Origin of the sequence: Nostoc sp. 2RC, from assembly GCF_014222165.1 — a bacterium.
In the GTDB taxonomy this organism is placed as follows: domain Bacteria; phylum Cyanobacteriota; class Cyanobacteriia; order Cyanobacteriales; family Nostocaceae; genus Nostoc; species Nostoc linckia.
Genome location: NZ_JACKZU010000149.1, coordinates 1 through 18,611 on the forward strand (window position 1 = coordinate 1; position 18,611 = coordinate 18,611).

Consider the following 18,611-nt stretch of genomic DNA (forward strand, 5'->3'; position numbering starts at 1 on the left):
AATTCAGGAGTCAGAATTCAGGAGTCAGAATTCAGGAGTCAGAATTCAGGAGTCAGAATTCAGGAGTCAGGAGTCAGAATTCAGGAGTCAGGAGTCAGGAGTCAGAAGTCAGGTGTCAGGAGTCAGGTGTCAGGTGTCAGGAGTCAGGAGTCAGGAGTCAGGAGTCAGGAGTCAGGAGTCAGGAGTCAGGAGTCAGAATTCAGGAGTCAGGAGTCAGAAGTCAGGAGTCAGGAGTCAGGAGTCAGAAGTCAGGTGTCAGGAGTCAGAATTCAGTAATTTGTATTGGAAGTCCTAACTTTAGGTATAGGAATCTTATTTGATTTTTGAAGAAAATCCCGTACGGTTTACTCTTTTATAACCCTGTTGCCTATTGCCTATTGCCTCTTGCCTGCCTATACAGATTAGTTCATTAATCAAATCAGACTGCTATATGAGCTTATTCTGAATTCTGACTCCTGACTCCTGAATTCTGAATTCTGAATTCTCCGTTATTAAGATTAGCGCAATATATGAATAAAATAAAATTGCTAATAATTGCTGGAATTTTAGGAGTAATTATCTGGGGTGGGCTATTTTCAAATACTGCTTCATCGCAGCAAATTGAGTCCCGGCTGAATAACTTGGAAGCTGACTTTAATCGTGTTGAGTCGCGGTTAAATCAGCTAGAATCTCAAATAAATAGAGGCGGGCGATCGCCATCGCCAAGAACAACACTTACTCCACGACAATCAACAGGTTCCAGACAAAATTCATCACGACAAGATCCCATGTTCGATAGACTTGCAACTTTAGTGATTGAACTAAAGCAACAAGTGAATCAACTAGAGGAACGAGTGTCAAAAATAGAATCACGCTAAATATTTCAATTACCTCAGGGATTTATAACAAACCATCCAATTAGGAAGATTTTTTATTATCTGAAACCATTTGCGAGAGAATAGATGCTGCAAAATCTAGCAACTGATCCAACAAAAAACCAATAATACCAATGTAGAGTATTGTCTCGATTATGGAATCGATATTACCATTTTTATAACTATCCCAAAGAACAAAGCCTAATCCTTTTGGCCCTATCAACATTTCTGTGGCAATTACTGTAAACCAAGCTACCCAAATTCCAACTTTCAGGGCATGAAAGATATGAAATATAGCTACTCGAAAGTTCTTATTTTGTCTATGAAAATGTCGCAGACCTATTGCAGTATTAATGATTACTGTCCAGAGAGTTCCCAAAAAAATAATAACAATAGCCGCAGCTTCACTTTCTCTAAACACTAATAAAGTAATCGGTAGTAAAGCTATAGGAGGAATACTATGTGGTATCTGAAATATCCGCCTGAATAGCTGATAAACCATGCTATTCATAGCGATAAAATATCCGATGAAACTACCTAATACAGCGGCTGGAATGTAACCAACAAATAATCGTTGCAGGCTAGCTAAAAATTCTAAAAACATGTTATTTTCCATGCCTCAGTTCTCATTGAGAACATGTAGGAAATACTGTGATAACAGCATAAAGCAGCATGTCTGGCAAATCATTTACCGATGCTATAGAAAAGTGATTTTAATTGGTATTACTCTTTTCCCACTACAAAATTTCCTATATCTTCTCCTCCTTAACGCTTAGTCAAACAAGTTTAGGTATTCTGACAATGAGATAGGAGTAGTACAAAGAAAAGGTAAAACTTAGCTTTCCTAGAATTTATCACTAAAATAAATCCTGATTAGTAAATTCAATACAATTTCTCTAATTGACTTGTTTGTGACCACTAACTCGAAGCACTAGTATAAAATCGCAAGGCAAATTGCCAAAACCAAGTAGAAATTAAAAATAATACTAGTGCCAATCCTCCTGCACCTATAAACCAGGTAATTTCACCACGATTTAGCACTGCTTGGGCTGGTATTGTTGTTAAAAAACTGACTGGTACTACAAAGGTAAAGAAAAAGCGGTAAACAGTTGGAAAAGCTGTAATTGGATATCTACCTGCTTCTAATAAACTACGCAAAACCTCAGTAACGTTGTATATTTTAACGAACCAAATCGTCATGGAACCTAATATAAACCACAGGCTATATAAAATTACCAAGCTAAATGATAAGGGCACTATACTGAGTAAATATTTGTCTATACTTACACCCAGGCGTTGACCTGCGTAGCCAATAATGATGCAACCAAAAATTAAATCTGGTAACCCCCAAGGTGAAATGGTGTGAGTGGAAAGCCAAAACTGACTGCGAATGGGTTTCAATAATATAAAGTCAAGAGTGCCTTCTTGCACATGACGCACAATGCGATTTAAGTTCGGGGCCAGAAAAGTGGCGGAAAATCCTTGCAATAGGGTAAAAATTCCTAGAACTACTAAAGCTGCTTCCCATGACCAGCCAGCAAAAGTGTAGCCGGTGCGATAAAACAAAAATAGTCCAAAAAGGCTGCCGACAAGATTGCCCAAGCTACTGAGGGTAGCTATGAGAAAATTGATGCGATACTCTAACTCAGATGCGATCGCCGCACTCCAAAATAGTCTTAGTACTTTCAGATATCTTTGCATCTTGCACCCCTAAACTGATATGGAAATCCGGTTTGATTCGCCGAACTATTCGTAGAGACTCTTAACAGGTAAAAAGTAATAAAAGTGTACCTAGTTTCACAAAAATCAAATATGAGTCCAATATTGAACTTGTAATTGGAGACTAGAAAGATTATGAACTCCTCAACAATCAACAGTCAACACTTTCACCATAATAATTTATTTTACGGAGTTTATTTAACTAGATTTTTTGATATTTTGGTAGATATATAACGAAGAAAGAGCATCTAAATTAATTTCCTGATTTTGATTTTCATTAGTATTTTTAAATAGTACTGTAAATGCACCAGCACCCAAACCATCTTGAGGAAATATTCGATAGCAAGGCATTGTTGTTAAATGTGATTGATATTTAGCTAAATGACTAACTTCCACTGCTTGAAAATTAGGAAAACGTTCCAAAAGCCACTCACCAACTTGCTCATTTTCTTCGGGTGAGTATGTACAAGTCATATAAGCTAGATATCCTTGTGGTGCAACGAGTTTAGCAGAATTAGCTATAATGCGTTTTTGTCGATTTGCGCTTTTATTAATAGCAGTTGGATGAAAACAACCAGGTGCTTTTTCGCCTTTAGCCAGTAGCGATTGTCCAGTACAAGGAGCATCAACTATTACCAAATTACTAGAAGCTGGAATTGTCTCGGCAAATATACTCGAATCTCTATTAACTACAGCACTGGGATTGATATCGCAACGCTTTAAATTAGAAATTAGCATTCCCAGACGTTTACCAATCACTTCATTACTGATGAGTAAATCAGGTTGCAAAGCTTTCCAAGCAAAGATACTTTTCCCTCCTGGTGCAGCACACATATCAAAAATTAAATCCACTGGCTGAGGAATCGTTAATAAAGTGGAAGCAGCAAACACTGAAGAAAAATCTAAACAATAAAAATATCCTTTTTCATGTAGTGAATGTTGACCGGGTTTTTCTCCTAACTGTAAACGGTCTATAAATTGCGGTTGCCAATCAATTGGTGTTTCCACTAAAAAAGGTGAATTTTCTGGTTTTTCCTGACACCAAAGGATGCTAGATGTAAATATTTGGGGCTTTATTAATGCCTGAATAAATTTTTCCTGCTCATCGAGATTTGTAAACAAACGCCGCGAAAGTTTAAGTAATAAATTAGAAGCTTTTTCCATGTATATAATTGTAATTTATTTTTTGAATTTTTTTGAAATTATTTTGGCAAATAGGGATTAGGAAGTGATATTAATTCACTTAAATATTGATAGAAATACAATAATTTGTACGGGGGAACGGCTTTACTCTGTGGGAAAGCTGAGCTTGTATGTGTATCATTTTTGTGAAATGGTATGAGCTACAGTTAACAATTCAAAATTTATATATAACAGACAATTACCCCACGGTAAGGCAAAATCTACGCCCTTAGTGATGTACTTCATTGACCTGAAAAACCCTGTGTAAATCAACGCAATGGAAATTCAGAATTCACCAATTCTGAGTTCTGAATTCTGAGTTCTGAATTCTTACTAATTTAGCTGTATCAGAATATCAGTAAAACTGTTACATAAGAACAGTGTAATTAAGACTTTTGGCATCATACTCAAAATATAATGACCGCCATTGGGAATGCAATGGCCAAGCTACCCCACTGCACCGGAGAAGGTCATGTTCTTAGATAATTTTAGGCAAAAATTACGCAAAGAAGCACAATTATGGAGGGATGAGGGAATAATTAGTTCTTCGCAGTACGAACGGATAGAAGAACGTTACCAATTTAAAAACCTGGACGCTGCTGCACGCGATCGCTTTATTGCAATAGCGATCGCCATAGGCAGCATTCTTTTATGCTTGGGCATAGTTACTTTTGTAGCAGCAAACTGGCAATCTGGCTCGCGAGAAGTCAAGTTTATTGTCCTGATGAGTTTGTTTTTTACAACCGCCATAACTGGTTTTTACACTTGGAAACAACGTGACGCCAAGAAGCCACAACAAAGCAAACGCTTACTGGGAGAGGGTTTGCTCATTTTAAGTGCTTTCATTTTAGGCGCAAATCTACTGCTTATGGCCCAGATGTTCAACATTAGCGGTTCAATCTCCCAATTGTTTCTCGCTTGGGGGTTTGGTGTTGCAGTCTTAGCCTACAGTTTGTTCTTAAATTCCTTAGGAATTCTGTCAATTATCCTTGTGGAAATTGGCTATTGGACGGGACTAGAAGATTTATGGTACTCTTCTAGTGAAGTAACTTGGTCGCGACTGCTGGTACAGCACATGCCTTTGTTAGCATGGCTAGTGTTTGTACCCTTGGCTTACTTCTGTCGATCGCGTTGGATTTTCGCTCTAGCAGCCTTCGTGTTTGCTAGCTCCTTGCAAGCCAACCTCAATCCTCTCCCACTGCTAAATTATGCTGATATAGCTCCTTGGGTGGCTTCTTTTGCTTTTGCACTGCCACCTGCATTATTCTGGAGTTATGACGATCTGCTGTTTCCAACCATAAATTACAGATTGTTTCAATCCCTAGCTCGTAATTTAGCGTTGATTAGCTTTGGTCTAGTCTTCTATGTCCTATCTTTCCGTTGGGTGTGGGATTCTCCAGATTATAGCTCTAATCAACCAACGACTTTGACGAATTTGTTCGAGTCTCTGCCGATAATTGATTTGGGAATTCTCAGCGGCTTAGCGGTGTTGCAATGGTTATTTTTGCTGCGTCAAAGAAATAATCCTCCCCGCCGCGAAGTGATTTTTACCACTGCTGTCATTACTACTTTTCTGGTGTTTATTGCCTTAGTACCTTTTTGGCATCAAACTATCAGCCGAGTTGATGAACTTGGAATTTTTATTTTCAATGTACTTCTGGCAACATTAGCCTGGGGACTAATTCAAGAAGGATTGAAATTGAACAACAGAAGTTCCTTTTGGGGCGGTATGCTGTTAGTAACACTCCAAGTTATCAGTCGGGTACAAGAGTATGATACCGACTTACTATTTAAGTCTCTGGTCTTTGTGTTGTGCGGTTCGGCTTTAATTAGTGGTGGACTTTGGTTTGAACGCCGCCAAAGCGGTACATCTAAGTCTACAAGTCAAAAGTAGTGGAAGAAAGAATTCACCAATTCAGAATAAATTCTGGATTTTAGATTTTTTCTTTAATCTAAAATCAAAAATCTAAAATTGTTAAAGTTTCTCTGCGTCAGTCCTAACCTCGTTAATTTTGTCCTCCTCAATACCCCCTGCTTTTTAGGACTACGCTCATGAGTAGTAATTCTTCTGAATCTAAAAATAAATCCTTGTCTCCCGAAGCTGAATTTTCCAAAACAGTCACTTTTCGGGATTACTTGATTGCTACGGAACAAAAATCGAATCAGCCCTTACCTATTTGGCGCTTAATAGCACCATTAGCAGTACAAACTGCGTTAATTATGGCAGTACCAGCCCAAGCGCTTTATACAGACATGACTGGTAAGACGGTGATTTTGCAAACTGCGCCAGTAAACCCTAATGACGTTGTACAAGGAAACGCTCTAGAGTTAGACTATAACATTTCTCGCATTGCTAATTTGAGCAGACTCCCTGGTTGGCAGACCATAGTTAGCAAAGGCCGTGGAAGTGGTAGAAGATTGCCTGAGGGAACCAACATCTACGTAACTTTACAAGAGCAAGCATCTTTTAGTCGTGGTGTTCCTACAGCTTGGAGACCGTTAAGAGTCAGTAGCGAACGCCCCACTTCTCTGAGAGCTAATCAAGTATCTTTAAGAGGTGTCTATCAGGATGGTTCCGTCAACTACGGCCTAGAAAAATATTACATCCCTGAAAACCAACGCCAGCAAATTAGAAACGACTTGCAAGCCCAACGCGCCAGAAGAGGACAAGTACCTCCCATCGTGGTGAAGGCCAAAGTCGATCCCCAGGGTAATGCATTACCAATTAGTATGTGGGTACGCGATCGCAACTATCGCTTTTAGGTTATTACACTCTCCTGTTAGTCAAGGATTTCTAGATAGCCTATCTTGGTATTCAAGCGAGATATAACCGTTATCAGTGTCCGATTATGCTATAGTCGGACACTTGCTTTTTACTCTGGTTCATGAGACTATTAAGCTTCATCAAAATACTATAAATTGACCGATTAACAGTATTTTATTAAAAAGTGGTTCCAGTAAATAAAACAAGCACTAGTAGTCTGACAAGTTAACTTTGCTAGGTGAGGGCTGGGGAAAGGGAAAGGGGAAAAGGGTAAGGGATTTAAAACCTTTCCCCTTTACCCTTTACCCTTTAAAGAGCAATTTGTGAATACCGAAGTCCTGGGGATCAAACTATGACATCATCAAAGACCTCTAACACTCTTGGTCGGCTTGACCCCTTTGAAGTATCAACCGATAAGCATAACTCCTTTGTCAGCAATGTCTGGCGACTGCGGCACTGGATGGCTCCATATGGCTGGCGCATTGCTTTAGCTCTGCTGTTTGCAATGCTTTCGGCTACAGCTGCCGTTTTGATACCAGTTGTAATTAGCCGGGTAGTAGTGGACGGTATTTTGATGCATAATTACCGGACTGATTTACCAGATTATGGACAAACGGCATTAATCCAATGGTTAGCAACCACACTAAACATCGACCAAATAATTGCTGCCGCCCTTGTTGGTTTACTTTGGGTACTGCTGTGGTCTGGCTTTGGGTATGCCTTTCGCTCTCAGCTTTCTTATGCAGCACTGTTGGGTTTGAGTGACTTGCGCCGCGATTTGTTTGCCCATGTCGAGCATTTGCCATCTGCTTTTTACGATCGCGTTATGGTCGGGCAGGTATTGACCCGCATCGCTAACGATATCGAGAGTTTGTCTGAACTTTTGACTGGTGTCGGTGCGTTGGCTGGGGAATTGATTCCATTGGTTGTTGCTTTCAGCGTAATGTTGTCTTTGGATGCGATGCTTACCGTAGAACTATCACCTTTGATGTTGTTTGTGGCGGGTGTAATCGTCATTTTTCGAGGTTATTCTAGTTCGATTTATCAGGTCATCCGTGGCAGTTTATCGCGTCTCAACGAGCATTTGCACGAACACTTATCAGGGATTGAAATTGTGCAGATGTCGGGGCGAGAAGCACTGAGCTTTCAACAGTACTCTGATATTAACCAAGCCAATCGGGTAGCGGAGACAAAGGCTATCATGGCGGAGACTGTATACAATCCGATCATCGACAACATATCCTATTTAGCGATCGCTAGTATCCTGTGGTTAGGCGGGCAACACGTACTGAACCACACTACTAGCCTGGGATCGGTGGTGTTGTTCTTGCAATTTAGCGATATGTTGTTCCGTCCGATTGTAGCTTTGGGGGATCAAGCAAATGCAGTGTTCCGAGCAGCAGCGGCCTGCGAACGCATATTCGGGCTGTTGGACTGGAACGAATCTTTATCAGTGCCGTTGCAACCTATACCCTTACCTGAAGGTTTGCAAGGTCTGATTGAGTTTCGCGATCTGAATTTTTGTTATGAAAACAGCGAAACAGTGATTCGTCACTTCAGTCTTTCTGTGGCACCAGGAGAAAACATTGCCATCGTCGGGCCCACTGGTTCTGGCAAGACAACATTGACGCGGCTCATCTGTCGTTTCTACGATGTGCCTGAAAACAGTTTATTCATAGATGGTATCGACATCATGCAGATAGATCCTGCACAACTCCGTAGGCGTGTAGGTATCATCTTTCAAGACTTTCATCTGTTTCCTGGTACTGTCTATGACAACATCGCCTTAGGTAATCCAAATATCACACTAGAAGATGCCCGACAAGCCGCTAAATTGATACAGTCCCTAGATTTCATTGAAGCTTTGCCATTAGGCTTTGATACAGTATTGGAAGACCGCGGCCAAAATTTATCACAAGGAGAACGCCAGTTATTAGCGTTTACTCGTGTCATTGCCCTAAATCCTGAAATTCTGATTCTGGATGAAGCCACTGCTAGTATCGATCCGAAAACCGAAGCTGCTATACAAGCTGCTTTGGAGAAAGTAACAGCCAACAGAACTTCTATCATCATTGCCCATAGATTACAGACTATTCGGCGAGTAGACCGCATTGTAGTTTTAAATCATGGTCAACTAGTGGAAATAGGAAACCACAAGGAATTAATGCTTTGTAATGGTTTTTATAAAACTCTTTATGAAGCGCAATTGTACAAGGGTGGACGTGAAAATGCATCATCTTGTCTAACTTAAGATGTCTAATATTGAAACGATTTTTTAACAATACATTTGTACAAAAAATTAATCTCAACTAAGCTGACTTGCTAACTGTATTTGAATGATAATTTCAAGCTGTAAGCCTTATTATATGTAAATTATTGTGATTGAATAATTACAGAAAATCTAATCCAAATATTTATTTCTCTAGATAGCCGGATTAAACTGAAGCTGACTGAGGAAAAATGAAATCAAATTTACGTAATTTAACTGCGTTGTCACAAATTTTTCACTACTTTAAACCTTATCGTTTTCAGTGGTTAATAGCAGTAATAGCTCTTTTGATTGTTCATCTTGTTGAAGCTGCTATTCCTATTTATTTGAAAGTCGGTATTGATTTGATTTCAAAACAGGATAAGAACATTGTATTACCGACTCTGGCGATACTTAGTTTGACAGTTGTACGCTTTGCGATCCTGCACTTTGGTCGTCGCAAGAATGCGCTGATTTCAATTGATATATCTTATGATTTACGGCAAGCGTTCTATGCACACTTACAGACCCTCGGTCATGGTTTCTATGCAAACTATCATTTGGGTGACTTAATGGCACGAGCGACTAATGATATGGAATCCATTCGTCGCTTTTTTCGTTCTGCTGTACATCGACTGGTGAGCATCATCGGTGTGGTGTTGATTGCCCCGATTTTTATGGTACAACAGTCACTCCAGTTAACATTGTTGCTTATTCCTTTACTGCTAGTGATGGTTGTTAACAGCTGGTATTTAGCTGGGCGTATTTTGCTGGCATCGGCAGGGGTGCAAGCAGGTTTTGGTAAGTTGACAGAAACAGTACAGCAAAACCTCAAGGGTATCCGTACCATCCAGTCTCATGCCCAGGAAGAGCGTGAAATTAGTCATTTTACAAGCGTGTCAAATCATTATGCGCTAGCTCATCAAAAGTTGATCGATTTGAATGCTATTCTCACTGCTTCCATTGTGCTGGGTAGTGGTTTGATGACCTTAATCGTTGTTGGCGTGGGTGGAAGCCAAGTATTGGCTGGGCAAATGAGCGTCGGCACGCTGACAGCTTTCATCTTTTATTTGGCTATGGTTCTTGGGGTAATCAAGGAGAGCAGCTTTGTTGTCTATACTTTGCTCAATGCCAGTACAGCTGCAACCAGAGTATTTGAGATTATGAATGAAAAGCCAGAGATTCAAGATGCTCCCACCAGCTTATCAGCCCAGCCGATCGATGGCAAAATCGCAGTTGAAGATCTGTCATATAGTTACCCAGTTAGTGCTGGAGAATCATCGCGTCTGGTTCTAGAGCAGATATCCCTGAATATTAGCCCTGGCGAAATGATTGCTATTATCGGTCGTGTAGGCTCTGGCAAGTCTACTTTGTTGCGTTTGCTGGCCAGACAATTGGAGCCTAATAGCGGACAAATCAAAGTGGATGGGCAAGATTTACGAGACATCGGGTTGAGACATCTGCGCCAAAACCTGTCATATGTTCCTCAAGATACTTTTCTGTTTGCTGCACCAATTTCAGATAACATTTCCTTCGATAAACCAGACCGACCGCCCGAATTCATTTGGCAAGCTGCCCGATATGCACAGCTTGAAGCAACAATTAACAAATTTAGTGCAGGTTTATCCACATTGATTGGTGAGCGTGGGGTAACTTTATCAGGTGGGCAGAAGCAAAGAACTAGCCTAGCTCGCGGGCTGATTCGCCAAACCCCCATCTTGCTGCTGGATGACTGCTTTTCTGCTCTGGATACCAGAACTGAGGCTTTAGTTCTGTCGCAATTGTCAGCAGTCAGGAATGGACTTACTACGGTACTGGTTTCTCATCGGATGTTGGCGGCACGTTATGTAGATAGAATCTACGTACTTGAACAAGGGCGGATTGTGGAGGCTGGTAGTCATGACGAACTACTTGCCCAGGATGGTTATTACGCCAGACTAATTAGTATGCAAGACGAAGCTTGAATTGTCGTGAATCGAACTCAATTTGCTCAATCCTTCCTGTTCCAACACTCCACTTACTATACTTGGCAAGTACGCTAAATCAAAGGATTTTTTAGCGATACCATCATCGAAGTTCAGACTATAAGCGTTTTTCAGAGATGAGTGAACCGATTTCGGCTTCCTTGTGTTGAAATTTCACGTTACTGTTTATTAGAGATTGAAATTGAATTGTCTATTTTAAGTTTTACAAATTGCAAAATGCTAAACCGCCAAGTTAAAACTATGGCTGCACTGACTAAACCAATTGCTAACCCCCACCAAAGACCAATTGCTCCATACCCTAACCATATACCCAAAGCATAACCAATAGATAAACCAATAGCCCAGTAAGCAAAAATACCAATTAACATAGGAATTCGCGTATCTTTTAAGCCTCGTAATGCTCCGGCTGCTGTGACTTGCACGCCGTCAACGATTTGAAAAATGGCAGCTACTACAAGTAATTTAACTGCCAAATTCACTACATCTTGATTATTAGGATTGTTGATGTCAAGGTAAAGAGAAATAACTGACTTTGGTAAGAACCAAAAAATAATTCCTGCAATAGCCATAGACAAAGCACCCAAGCTAATACCTACATATCCAGCTAGGCGAACACCAATTAAATCTTGCTCTCCAGCTAATTGTCCAACACGCACAGTTGTTGCTAAAGAAATACCAAGTGCAATTTGAAAAGACATAGAAGCTGTTTGCAAGGCGATTTGATGAGCAGCTAGGGAAGTAGTTCCTATTTGTCCTACTAAAAATGTGACAACTGTAAACAGTCCTCCTTCCACTGCAATTAATCCGCCAATCGGTAATCCAATTTGAAAAATTTGCCAAAAAATGCGGTAATTTTCCTTGGTAAAAGTGTAGTGAAATGCAGCGTCAAATATCCGGTAATTTATAAATCGATGCTGGCTATATATATAAATTACTAAAGCAATAAACATACTCCAAAGTGATAACGCGCTTGCCCAACCAATGCCAGCTAGCCCTAAGGCAGGCAGTCCTAATTTGCCAAACATCAAAACATAATTAGCTGTAATGTTAAACAAAGTACCTAACACAACGGTGATGGTAATTAACTGCGGTTGAGACACAGCAGAAAGAAAACCTTTGAGTACAGCAAAGCCTAAAGCAGGGATAAAACCAAATGCGATCGCTCTTAAATAAGTTTCTGCTAATGCTACTGTGGCGGCATTCTGACCCAATAACAGTAATAAAGCGCCCCCATTCCAAAGTATTATTACAATCGGTATACCCAATAACAAAGATATTCCCAATCCTTGTTGGACAATCTTACCTACTTCTTGAGGCTTTCCGGCTCCGTATGCTTCCGCAACTAAAGGACTAACAGCAGTTACAATACCCGTAGTAATTAAAAGCAAAAAAGTAAAGAGTGTAGCCCCCAAACCTCCAGATGCAATAGTCTCACTTCCCAACCAACCCATCATTACCGTATCCACAAATCCAGTAGATGATTGAGCTAACTGTGCTGTGGCTAAAGGAACAGCTAATAACAGACATTGTTTAATTTCAGATATTAATTTATCTCTATGGATTATGTGATTCATGAAGCTCAAAAAATATTGCTCTTAATACTCTAAGCTTGTTTAATTGACTAGAGCATCTAATTTTTTCTAGATTTGTTGAAGAAGAATTCAGAATTCAGGAGTCAGAATTCAGAAGTCAGAATGAGCTAAACGTCCCGCTACCGCTAACAGGAGTCAGAATCAATACGCGACCTCCGAGTACTCGCTATCGAAGACTCGCTCACGCTTCTCTATGAGACGCTAAAGCGAACGCTTACAGTCGGGGATTCAAACCCACGACTTTCTTGTTGACCACCAAATCTACAATTTGGTGGGGTTTTAAACCCGGTTATTCATCTCCCAGTCGTACAGAATCAATGCTGAATTCTGACGACTGACGCCTTCAGTCATACAGAATACCCAACTGAATTCTGACTCCTGACTCCTGAATTCTGTTCGATAAATGGTCTCTTACAGGCAGGGCTTTAAACCTGACTTCTGCTTTTTGGGGCTATTTCTGCTTAAAGCGTTGACTGTTAACTCCCGACTATCAACGGGGAACAGCTAACATCAAATAATGCCTGAAGATTTTTGATATTAGTTCTCTAGATAGATCGGCAACTTATCATAAAAATTTTAATATAAAAATGTCAAAAAAACAACATTTTCACAGGGAGAAAGATTATGGGTAATATCATTGCTTGGCTAGTTTTAGGTTTAATTGCAGGTGCTTTAGCTAAGTTTTTCTACCCAGGAACTCAAGGTGGTGGTATTATTTCCACGATTGTGTTAGGAATTCTGGGAGCGGTAGTTGGCGGTTATTTAGGCCAAGTGTTGTTGGGGAGTAGTTCGGCGGCGGCGGCATCTGTAGGAGCTTTATCACTGGGAAGTATTTTATTTGCTGTTCTGGGTGCAATGCTGTTAATTTTCCTTTGGGGATTACTAACTCGTAGTGCTGTTTAATTGTTCAGAGTTTAGTTAATAAATTAGGAATGATTTTGAATCAAAGCAACTAAAATGACATTAGAAAAAGAGCGGAAATTTATCGGAATTTTCGCTGAATGTTCAGAAGCAAAATTGGCACTCCAGGAACTACAAGCTGCGAACTTTCCAATGCACAAAGTTTCTGTAATTGCGCGCAAGGCGGAAGAACAAAGTGAAATTGCCGCTGTTAAGGCTAGAGAAGTTGCTGGCAAGGCATCTGAGGAATTCACTGGTGGTACTTTAAGCGGTCTTGTTAGCGGTATAACTCAGCTGGCAATTCCTGGTATGGGCCCAGTCATGGTAGCCGGAGCAGAGGCAGCAACCATCGCTACCACCATCATAGGTGGTGCGATCGGTATACGCGCCGGAAATTTGGCTGGTGCGTTACTACCTTTGGGAATTCCTGAAGGGCAAGCGCGGGTTTATAGCGATTTAGTTTTCCAAGGTTACTATTTGGTTATAGTAACAGGTACAGAAACCGAAATTCATTTCGCTCAGAGGATTTTTAATCGCCACAGCATTCAACACCGGGGTATTTATCAGCCATATTTATCCCCCAAAAGTCGCTATAAATATGGAGTTGGTATTTTTTGTCAGCGTCAACATCTAGAAACAGCACTTACAGAACTTCAAACAGCTGGCTTTCCCATGAGCCAAGTTTCTGTAATAACTAAAAGTAACTATTATCCTTTAGAATTTCCTGAAGATTTAGCCAAATATTACGAACATCAACTGAATCTTGGCAATTTTATTGTATTTCTAAATGCTACTGATATCTATATGGCAGGTGCAAGAGCTATTTTAGAGAGTAACAAGATTCAAAACTTTCGGATTTATGAGCAATCCGTAGCTGAGTCTATTCAAGGCGATCGCCAGGTGATTAATAACCTCTAAGCAAATGTCTAATCTCATCTATTTCAATCCCCGGCTTTTTAGATAAGTCGGGGATTTGAGCCTTGCAAAACAATCATGACATCCTAAAATCCTAAGCTGCAAGGGGGTAGTCTTGGAGTAAAATAATATCTGTTTCAAATAGTAAAATAGTAGTCTCACAACCAATTCTACCCATTTCTGGTTCTATACCCATTTCCATTTCCACAAGATATGACCAATTTCCAGAGTTACGACAACATTGTATTATGGTTCCCAATCCACCAATAAATTCTACCTTTTGTCCTTGGCAAAATTTTGGTCTTGCTAGCTCAATTACTGCACTCATAAAAACCACCTTTATTTGATGAAGATTAGATATTCAATATATACTCGTAGTTTCAAATTTAATTATCCACCGCGAGGATAAATTAAAAAATCAAGTGGTTGCTTCTTTTGAAATAAGTTATACTGTCTCAAGGCTTAATCAGGCTATGATGTTAAAATATCGATAAAAAATTTCTAACATTAATATATAAATAACTAAAAAACAACTCAGTTCTAGATAAATTAAAACCTTAGTTTTGAGAGACTAAAAGCCTGATTTTATCATGCAATAAATCACAATTGAGTCCTGAAGCAGAACTGAGATGAAAAAAATTAACAGATATGATTTGCTAAAAATTGGCAAAGAGTATTTAAATAGCTGAAAGACCATCGAAATATTGATAGCCACTACAAAAAATTGAAATTAACTGTTTTTTAAAAATGTTGAACCGTTTGAAGATTGGAACCAAAATTGGGGCAGGTTTTACCTTAAGCGTAGCAATTCTGACCTCAATTGGTCTAATCTCCTATCAAAGTACCAATGAATTAATTGAAACTTCGCGCAAAGAAAACCATACTTATGAGGTATTAAGTCAGATTGAAGACCTGAACTTACAACTGACAAAAGCCGAAACTGGGCAACGTGGTTACATTATTACTGGAGAACAGCGTTATTTAGAACCATATAACGCTGCTATGCAATCGCTGAATCAAACATTCAAGGAACTTCAAAAATTAACACTAGATAACCCCAACCAACAAAATCGGTTGAATATGTTAGAGCCACTCCTAACCGAGAGGATGGCTGTAATGAAAAATGTCATTGACTTACGACAGAACCAAGGCTTAGAAGTTGCCCAGGAAGCTGTTGCCACAGACAGGGGTAAGCAGTTGATGGATAGAATCCAAAAACTACTCCAGGCAATAAAAAATGAAGAAAATGTACTTCTTAAGCAGCGTTCTGAGCGGGCACAGTTAGCGGCTCGCCAAACACTGGCGACTATTGTTTATAGTATTCCTTTATTTGCTGCAATCTTAGTTTTGATTGGAATTATTCTCACCAGACACATTTCACTACCGCTGAGGCGAGTTTCTCAGTTAGTGCAAAAGGTGGCCGATGGGGATTTATCGGTAAATTTGCCAGAAAGCGATCGCGAAGATGAAATTGGCGTACTGAAGCGCACCTTCAACCAAATGATCGCCAATCTGCGCTACACAACTCAAAAAAACGACGAGCAAAACTGGCTCAAGTCTAATTTGGCTGAATTTACCCAAATGCTTCAAGGGCAGCGAAATTTAGAAAGTGTATCTCGGACGATATTGTCGAATCTGGCTCCCTTAGTTGGGGCGTCCGCTGGCGTTTTTTATGTTATGGACTCAATCAACGATGAGCCAGTGCTGAAGTTGTTGGGTAGTTATGCTTATCAAGAGCGGAAAAACTTAGCAAATCAGTTTCGCTTGGGCGAGGGATTGGTGGGACAATGCGCCCTAGAAAAACAAAGAATTCTCTTAACTGGAGTTCCCAGCGATTATATTCGCATTAGTTCTGGCTTGGGAGAAGCTCCACCGCTAAATATCATTGTATTGCCCATAATATTTGAAGACCAGGTAAATGCAGTCATTGAACTTGCTGCCTTTGCACCTTTTAAAGACTTACACCTGACATTTCTAGAGCAATTAAGTGAAATTTTGGGTGTATTTTTAAATAACATCGCTTCACAATTACAAACTCAGCAACTACTAGCCGAATCTGTTGCTTTAACAGAAGAACTGCAAAGTCAGCAAGAAGAACTACAACAAAGTAATCAACTGCTAGAAGAACAAGCCCAAAAATTACAAGAATCACAATTTATTATCAAGCAGTCCAACGAAGAATTGCAGCAACTCAACGAAGAACTAGAAGAAAAAGCAGAACTTCTAGAAATGCAAAATCAGGAAGTTGCCCGCAAAAATCGGGAAATTGAGCAATCTAGGAAGTCATTAGAAGAAAAAGCCGACCAACTGGCACTATCTTCTAAATATAAATCAGAATTTTTGGCGAATATGTCCCACGAGTTACGGACACCGCTAAACAGCTTGTTAATTTTAGCAAGACTGCTATCAGATAATTCTCTGAATAACTTAACTGAAAAACAGGTAGAGTATAGCCGCACAATCTACTCTGCTGGAACTGATTTACTCGAATTAATTAATGATATTTTAGATTTGGCAAAAATTGAGTCTGGTACAATTTCCCTAGAAATTGAGCAACTGGCCTTTGCTGATTTACAGACATCTGTAGAGCATACTTTCCGTCAACTTGCCGAAAATCAAAAACTCAGTTTCGCCATTGAACTAGACGACAAATTACCCCCAGTAATTTCTACCGACTCCAAGCGTCTGCAACAAGTATTAAAAAATCTTTTAGCTAACGCCTTTAAGTTTACTCAACAGGGAGGGGTGAAGTTACAAATTAGTATGGTTGAAGTAGCCCCAGGGGAACAACCCACCATTGCTTTTGCAGTTAGCGATACCGGCATTGGCATTCCACCAGAAAAACAAAAAATTATTTTCGAGGCATTCCAGCAAGCAGACGGCACAACTAGCCGCAGGTATGGCGGAACTGGCTTAGGCTTATCCATCAGTCGTGAATTGGCTCAACTTTTAGGTGGCAGAATTGAACTAATCAGCCAACCAGGTGCAGGAAGTACTTTCACTCTCTACTTACCGCTAACGAGAAAGGCTTCGACGCCACAAATTGAATTTGAAGGCAAACCAGAAAAGCCTAAAAATGTTCCTACTAAATTAGCACCCCCCATCCCAAAAGTGCTAACGGTTGAAAGCCGGAATACCTCTCAAGGAGATATTTCTCCATCACCGAAGATGGTTTCCAGCATCAGCGAAATTCCAGATGACCGGCTAACAATTGAATCAGGCGATCGCGTTTTGTTAATTATCGAAGATGACGATAAATTCGCCCGCATCTTACTAGACATGGCACGCCAGCAGGGCTTTAAAGGAATCGTAGCCTTACAAAGCAAACAAGGTCTAGCCCTAGCACAACAATTCGAGCCGAACGCCATTATGCTAGATATCCACATGCCAGAGATGGATGGTTGGACAGTGCTGGATCGTCTCAAACATAACCCCAGCACCAGACACATTCCAGTGCATATCTTGTCTGTGGATGAAAGACAGCAACGGGGATTAAAGCTAGGAGCAATTACCTACCTGCAAAAACCTGTTTCTCCAGAAGCCCTCAATCAAGTATTGACTGATATTAAAAGCTTTATTGAGCGTCAAGTCAAAAATCTTTTAATAGTGGAAGATGACTCCATACAGGCCCAAAGTATTATCGAACTCATTGGTAATAGCGATGTCCAGAGTACAGCAGTAGGTACAGGAAAAGAAGCACTGGAAATATTGCGATCGCAGCACTTTGATTGTATGGTACTAGACTTGGGTCTGCCCGACATGACCGGGTTTACACTCATTGAGCAAATCAAGCTAGAACCCAGACTGGTGAAACTGCCAATAATCATCTACACAGGCAAAGAACTCAGTCGCCAAGAAGAAACCCAACTGCGGGGGCTAGCAGAGACAATTATTATTAAAAACGTGCGATCGCCAGAACGATTATTAGACGAAACAGCTTTGTTCCTGCATCGCGTCCAGGCAAATCTGCCAGCACCAAAGCGGCAAATACTCGAACAGCTGCACCAAACCGACCCAGTGCTAGCCAATCGCAAAATTTTGATTGTCGATGATGACCTAAGAAATATCTTTGCCATTACTAGCTTTTTAGAAAGCTATCACATGGAAGTACTGTTTGCCGAAAATGGCAGAGATGGCATTGAAAAGCTGATAGCTAATCCCGACATCAACATAGTTTTGATGGACATCATGATGCCAGAAATGGATGGTTACGAAACCACCCGCGCCATCCGCCAACAACCACAATTTCGTTCCCTACCAATCATCGCTTTAACAGCCAAAGCCATGCCAGGCGATCGCGAAAAATGCATCGAAGCCGGCGCATCTGATTATATTACCAAACCTGTAGATACCGAACAACTGCTTTCACTGCTCAGGGTTTGGTTGTATAGGTAAATAGGCATGGGGCATGGGGCAAGCAGGAGGTGTGGGAGGTGTGGGAGGTGTGGGAGG

At 40.4% G+C, this 18,611-nt stretch carries 13 protein-coding genes and 1 pseudogene; 9 read left to right on the top strand and 5 right to left on the bottom strand.

The window, feature by feature from the left end; genetic code table 11:
* A pseudogene (locus GNE10_RS35470) lies at positions 1-276 on the top strand (hypothetical protein); the annotation flags it as partial.
* A 233-nt stretch (positions 277-509) separates the two neighbouring features.
* On the top strand, positions 510-857 hold the full coding sequence (locus GNE10_RS17715) for a hypothetical protein (RefSeq protein WP_185566305.1): 348 nt from the start codon (positions 510-512) through the stop codon (positions 855-857).
* Positions 858-897: 40 nt separating this feature from the next.
* On the opposite strand, the gene GNE10_RS17720 is transcribed toward GNE10_RS17715, so the two are convergent.
* The 3 genes from GNE10_RS17720 to GNE10_RS17730 all read right to left on the bottom strand — a co-directional run bounded on the left by GNE10_RS17720 (position 898) and on the right by GNE10_RS17730 (position 3,737).
* Complete coding sequence (locus tag GNE10_RS17720) at positions 898-1,470, bottom strand: ABC transporter permease subunit (protein WP_185566306.1); 573 nt, start codon at positions 1,468-1,470, stop codon at positions 898-900.
* Between the two features lie 302 nt (positions 1,471-1,772).
* On the bottom strand, positions 1,773-2,555 hold the full coding sequence (locus GNE10_RS17725) for an ABC transporter permease (RefSeq protein ID WP_185566307.1): 783 nt from the start codon (positions 2,553-2,555) through the stop codon (positions 1,773-1,775).
* Positions 2,556-2,771: 216 nt separating this feature from the next.
* Positions 2,772-3,737 (bottom strand): RsmB/NOP family class I SAM-dependent RNA methyltransferase, encoded by a 966-nt coding sequence (locus GNE10_RS17730; RefSeq protein WP_185566308.1) that lies wholly within the window; start codon positions 3,735-3,737, stop codon positions 2,772-2,774.
* A gap of 490 nt (positions 3,738-4,227) precedes the next feature.
* On the opposite strand from GNE10_RS17730, the gene GNE10_RS17735 reads away from it, so the two are divergent.
* The 4 genes from GNE10_RS17735 (at position 4,228) to GNE10_RS17750 (ending at position 10,731) form a co-directional block, all read left to right on the top strand.
* Positions 4,228-5,649, top strand: a complete 1,422-nt coding sequence (locus tag GNE10_RS17735) for a DUF2157 domain-containing protein (protein WP_185566309.1) — start codon at positions 4,228-4,230, stop codon at positions 5,647-5,649.
* Positions 5,650-5,807: 158 nt separating this feature from the next.
* Positions 5,808-6,518 carry a GDYXXLXY domain-containing protein gene (locus GNE10_RS17740; RefSeq protein ID WP_185566310.1) on the top strand — a complete coding sequence of 237 codons (711 nt, stop codon included), beginning with the start codon at positions 5,808-5,810 and terminating at the stop codon, positions 6,516-6,518.
* A 353-nt stretch (positions 6,519-6,871) separates the two neighbouring features.
* Positions 6,872-8,770 (top strand): ABC transporter ATP-binding protein, encoded by a 1,899-nt coding sequence (locus GNE10_RS17745; protein ID WP_185566311.1) that lies wholly within the window; start codon positions 6,872-6,874, stop codon positions 8,768-8,770.
* Between the two features lie 209 nt (positions 8,771-8,979).
* Positions 8,980-10,731, top strand: coding sequence for an ABC transporter ATP-binding protein (locus GNE10_RS17750; RefSeq protein ID WP_185566312.1), 1,752 nt, complete (start codon positions 8,980-8,982; stop codon positions 10,729-10,731).
* A gap of 179 nt (positions 10,732-10,910) precedes the next feature.
* On the opposite strand, the gene GNE10_RS17755 is transcribed toward GNE10_RS17750, so the two are convergent.
* A complete protein-coding gene (locus tag GNE10_RS17755; protein WP_185566313.1) occupies positions 10,911-12,326 on the bottom strand; it encodes an MATE family efflux transporter in 1,416 nt (471 codons plus the stop codon).
* A 642-nt stretch (positions 12,327-12,968) separates the two neighbouring features.
* On the opposite strand from GNE10_RS17755, the gene GNE10_RS17760 reads away from it, so the two are divergent.
* Both GNE10_RS17760 and GNE10_RS17765 read left to right on the top strand, forming a co-directional pair.
* Positions 12,969-13,247 (top strand): GlsB/YeaQ/YmgE family stress response membrane protein, encoded by a 279-nt coding sequence (locus GNE10_RS17760; protein WP_185566314.1) that lies wholly within the window; start codon positions 12,969-12,971, stop codon positions 13,245-13,247.
* A 54-nt stretch (positions 13,248-13,301) separates the two neighbouring features.
* Positions 13,302-14,162 (top strand): hypothetical protein, encoded by an 861-nt coding sequence (locus tag GNE10_RS17765; protein WP_185566315.1) that lies wholly within the window; start codon positions 13,302-13,304, stop codon positions 14,160-14,162.
* Between the two features lie 91 nt (positions 14,163-14,253).
* Here the strand turns inward: GNE10_RS17765 and GNE10_RS17770 are convergent, their stop codons facing one another.
* Positions 14,254-14,487 (bottom strand): hypothetical protein, encoded by a 234-nt coding sequence (locus GNE10_RS17770; protein ID WP_185566316.1) that lies wholly within the window; start codon positions 14,485-14,487, stop codon positions 14,254-14,256.
* A 419-nt stretch (positions 14,488-14,906) separates the two neighbouring features.
* On the opposite strand from GNE10_RS17770, the gene GNE10_RS17775 reads away from it, so the two are divergent.
* Positions 14,907-18,554 carry a response regulator gene (locus GNE10_RS17775; protein ID WP_185566317.1) on the top strand — a complete coding sequence of 1,216 codons (3,648 nt, stop codon included), beginning with the start codon at positions 14,907-14,909 and terminating at the stop codon, positions 18,552-18,554.
* The last annotated feature ends 57 nt before the right edge of the window (positions 18,555-18,611 follow it).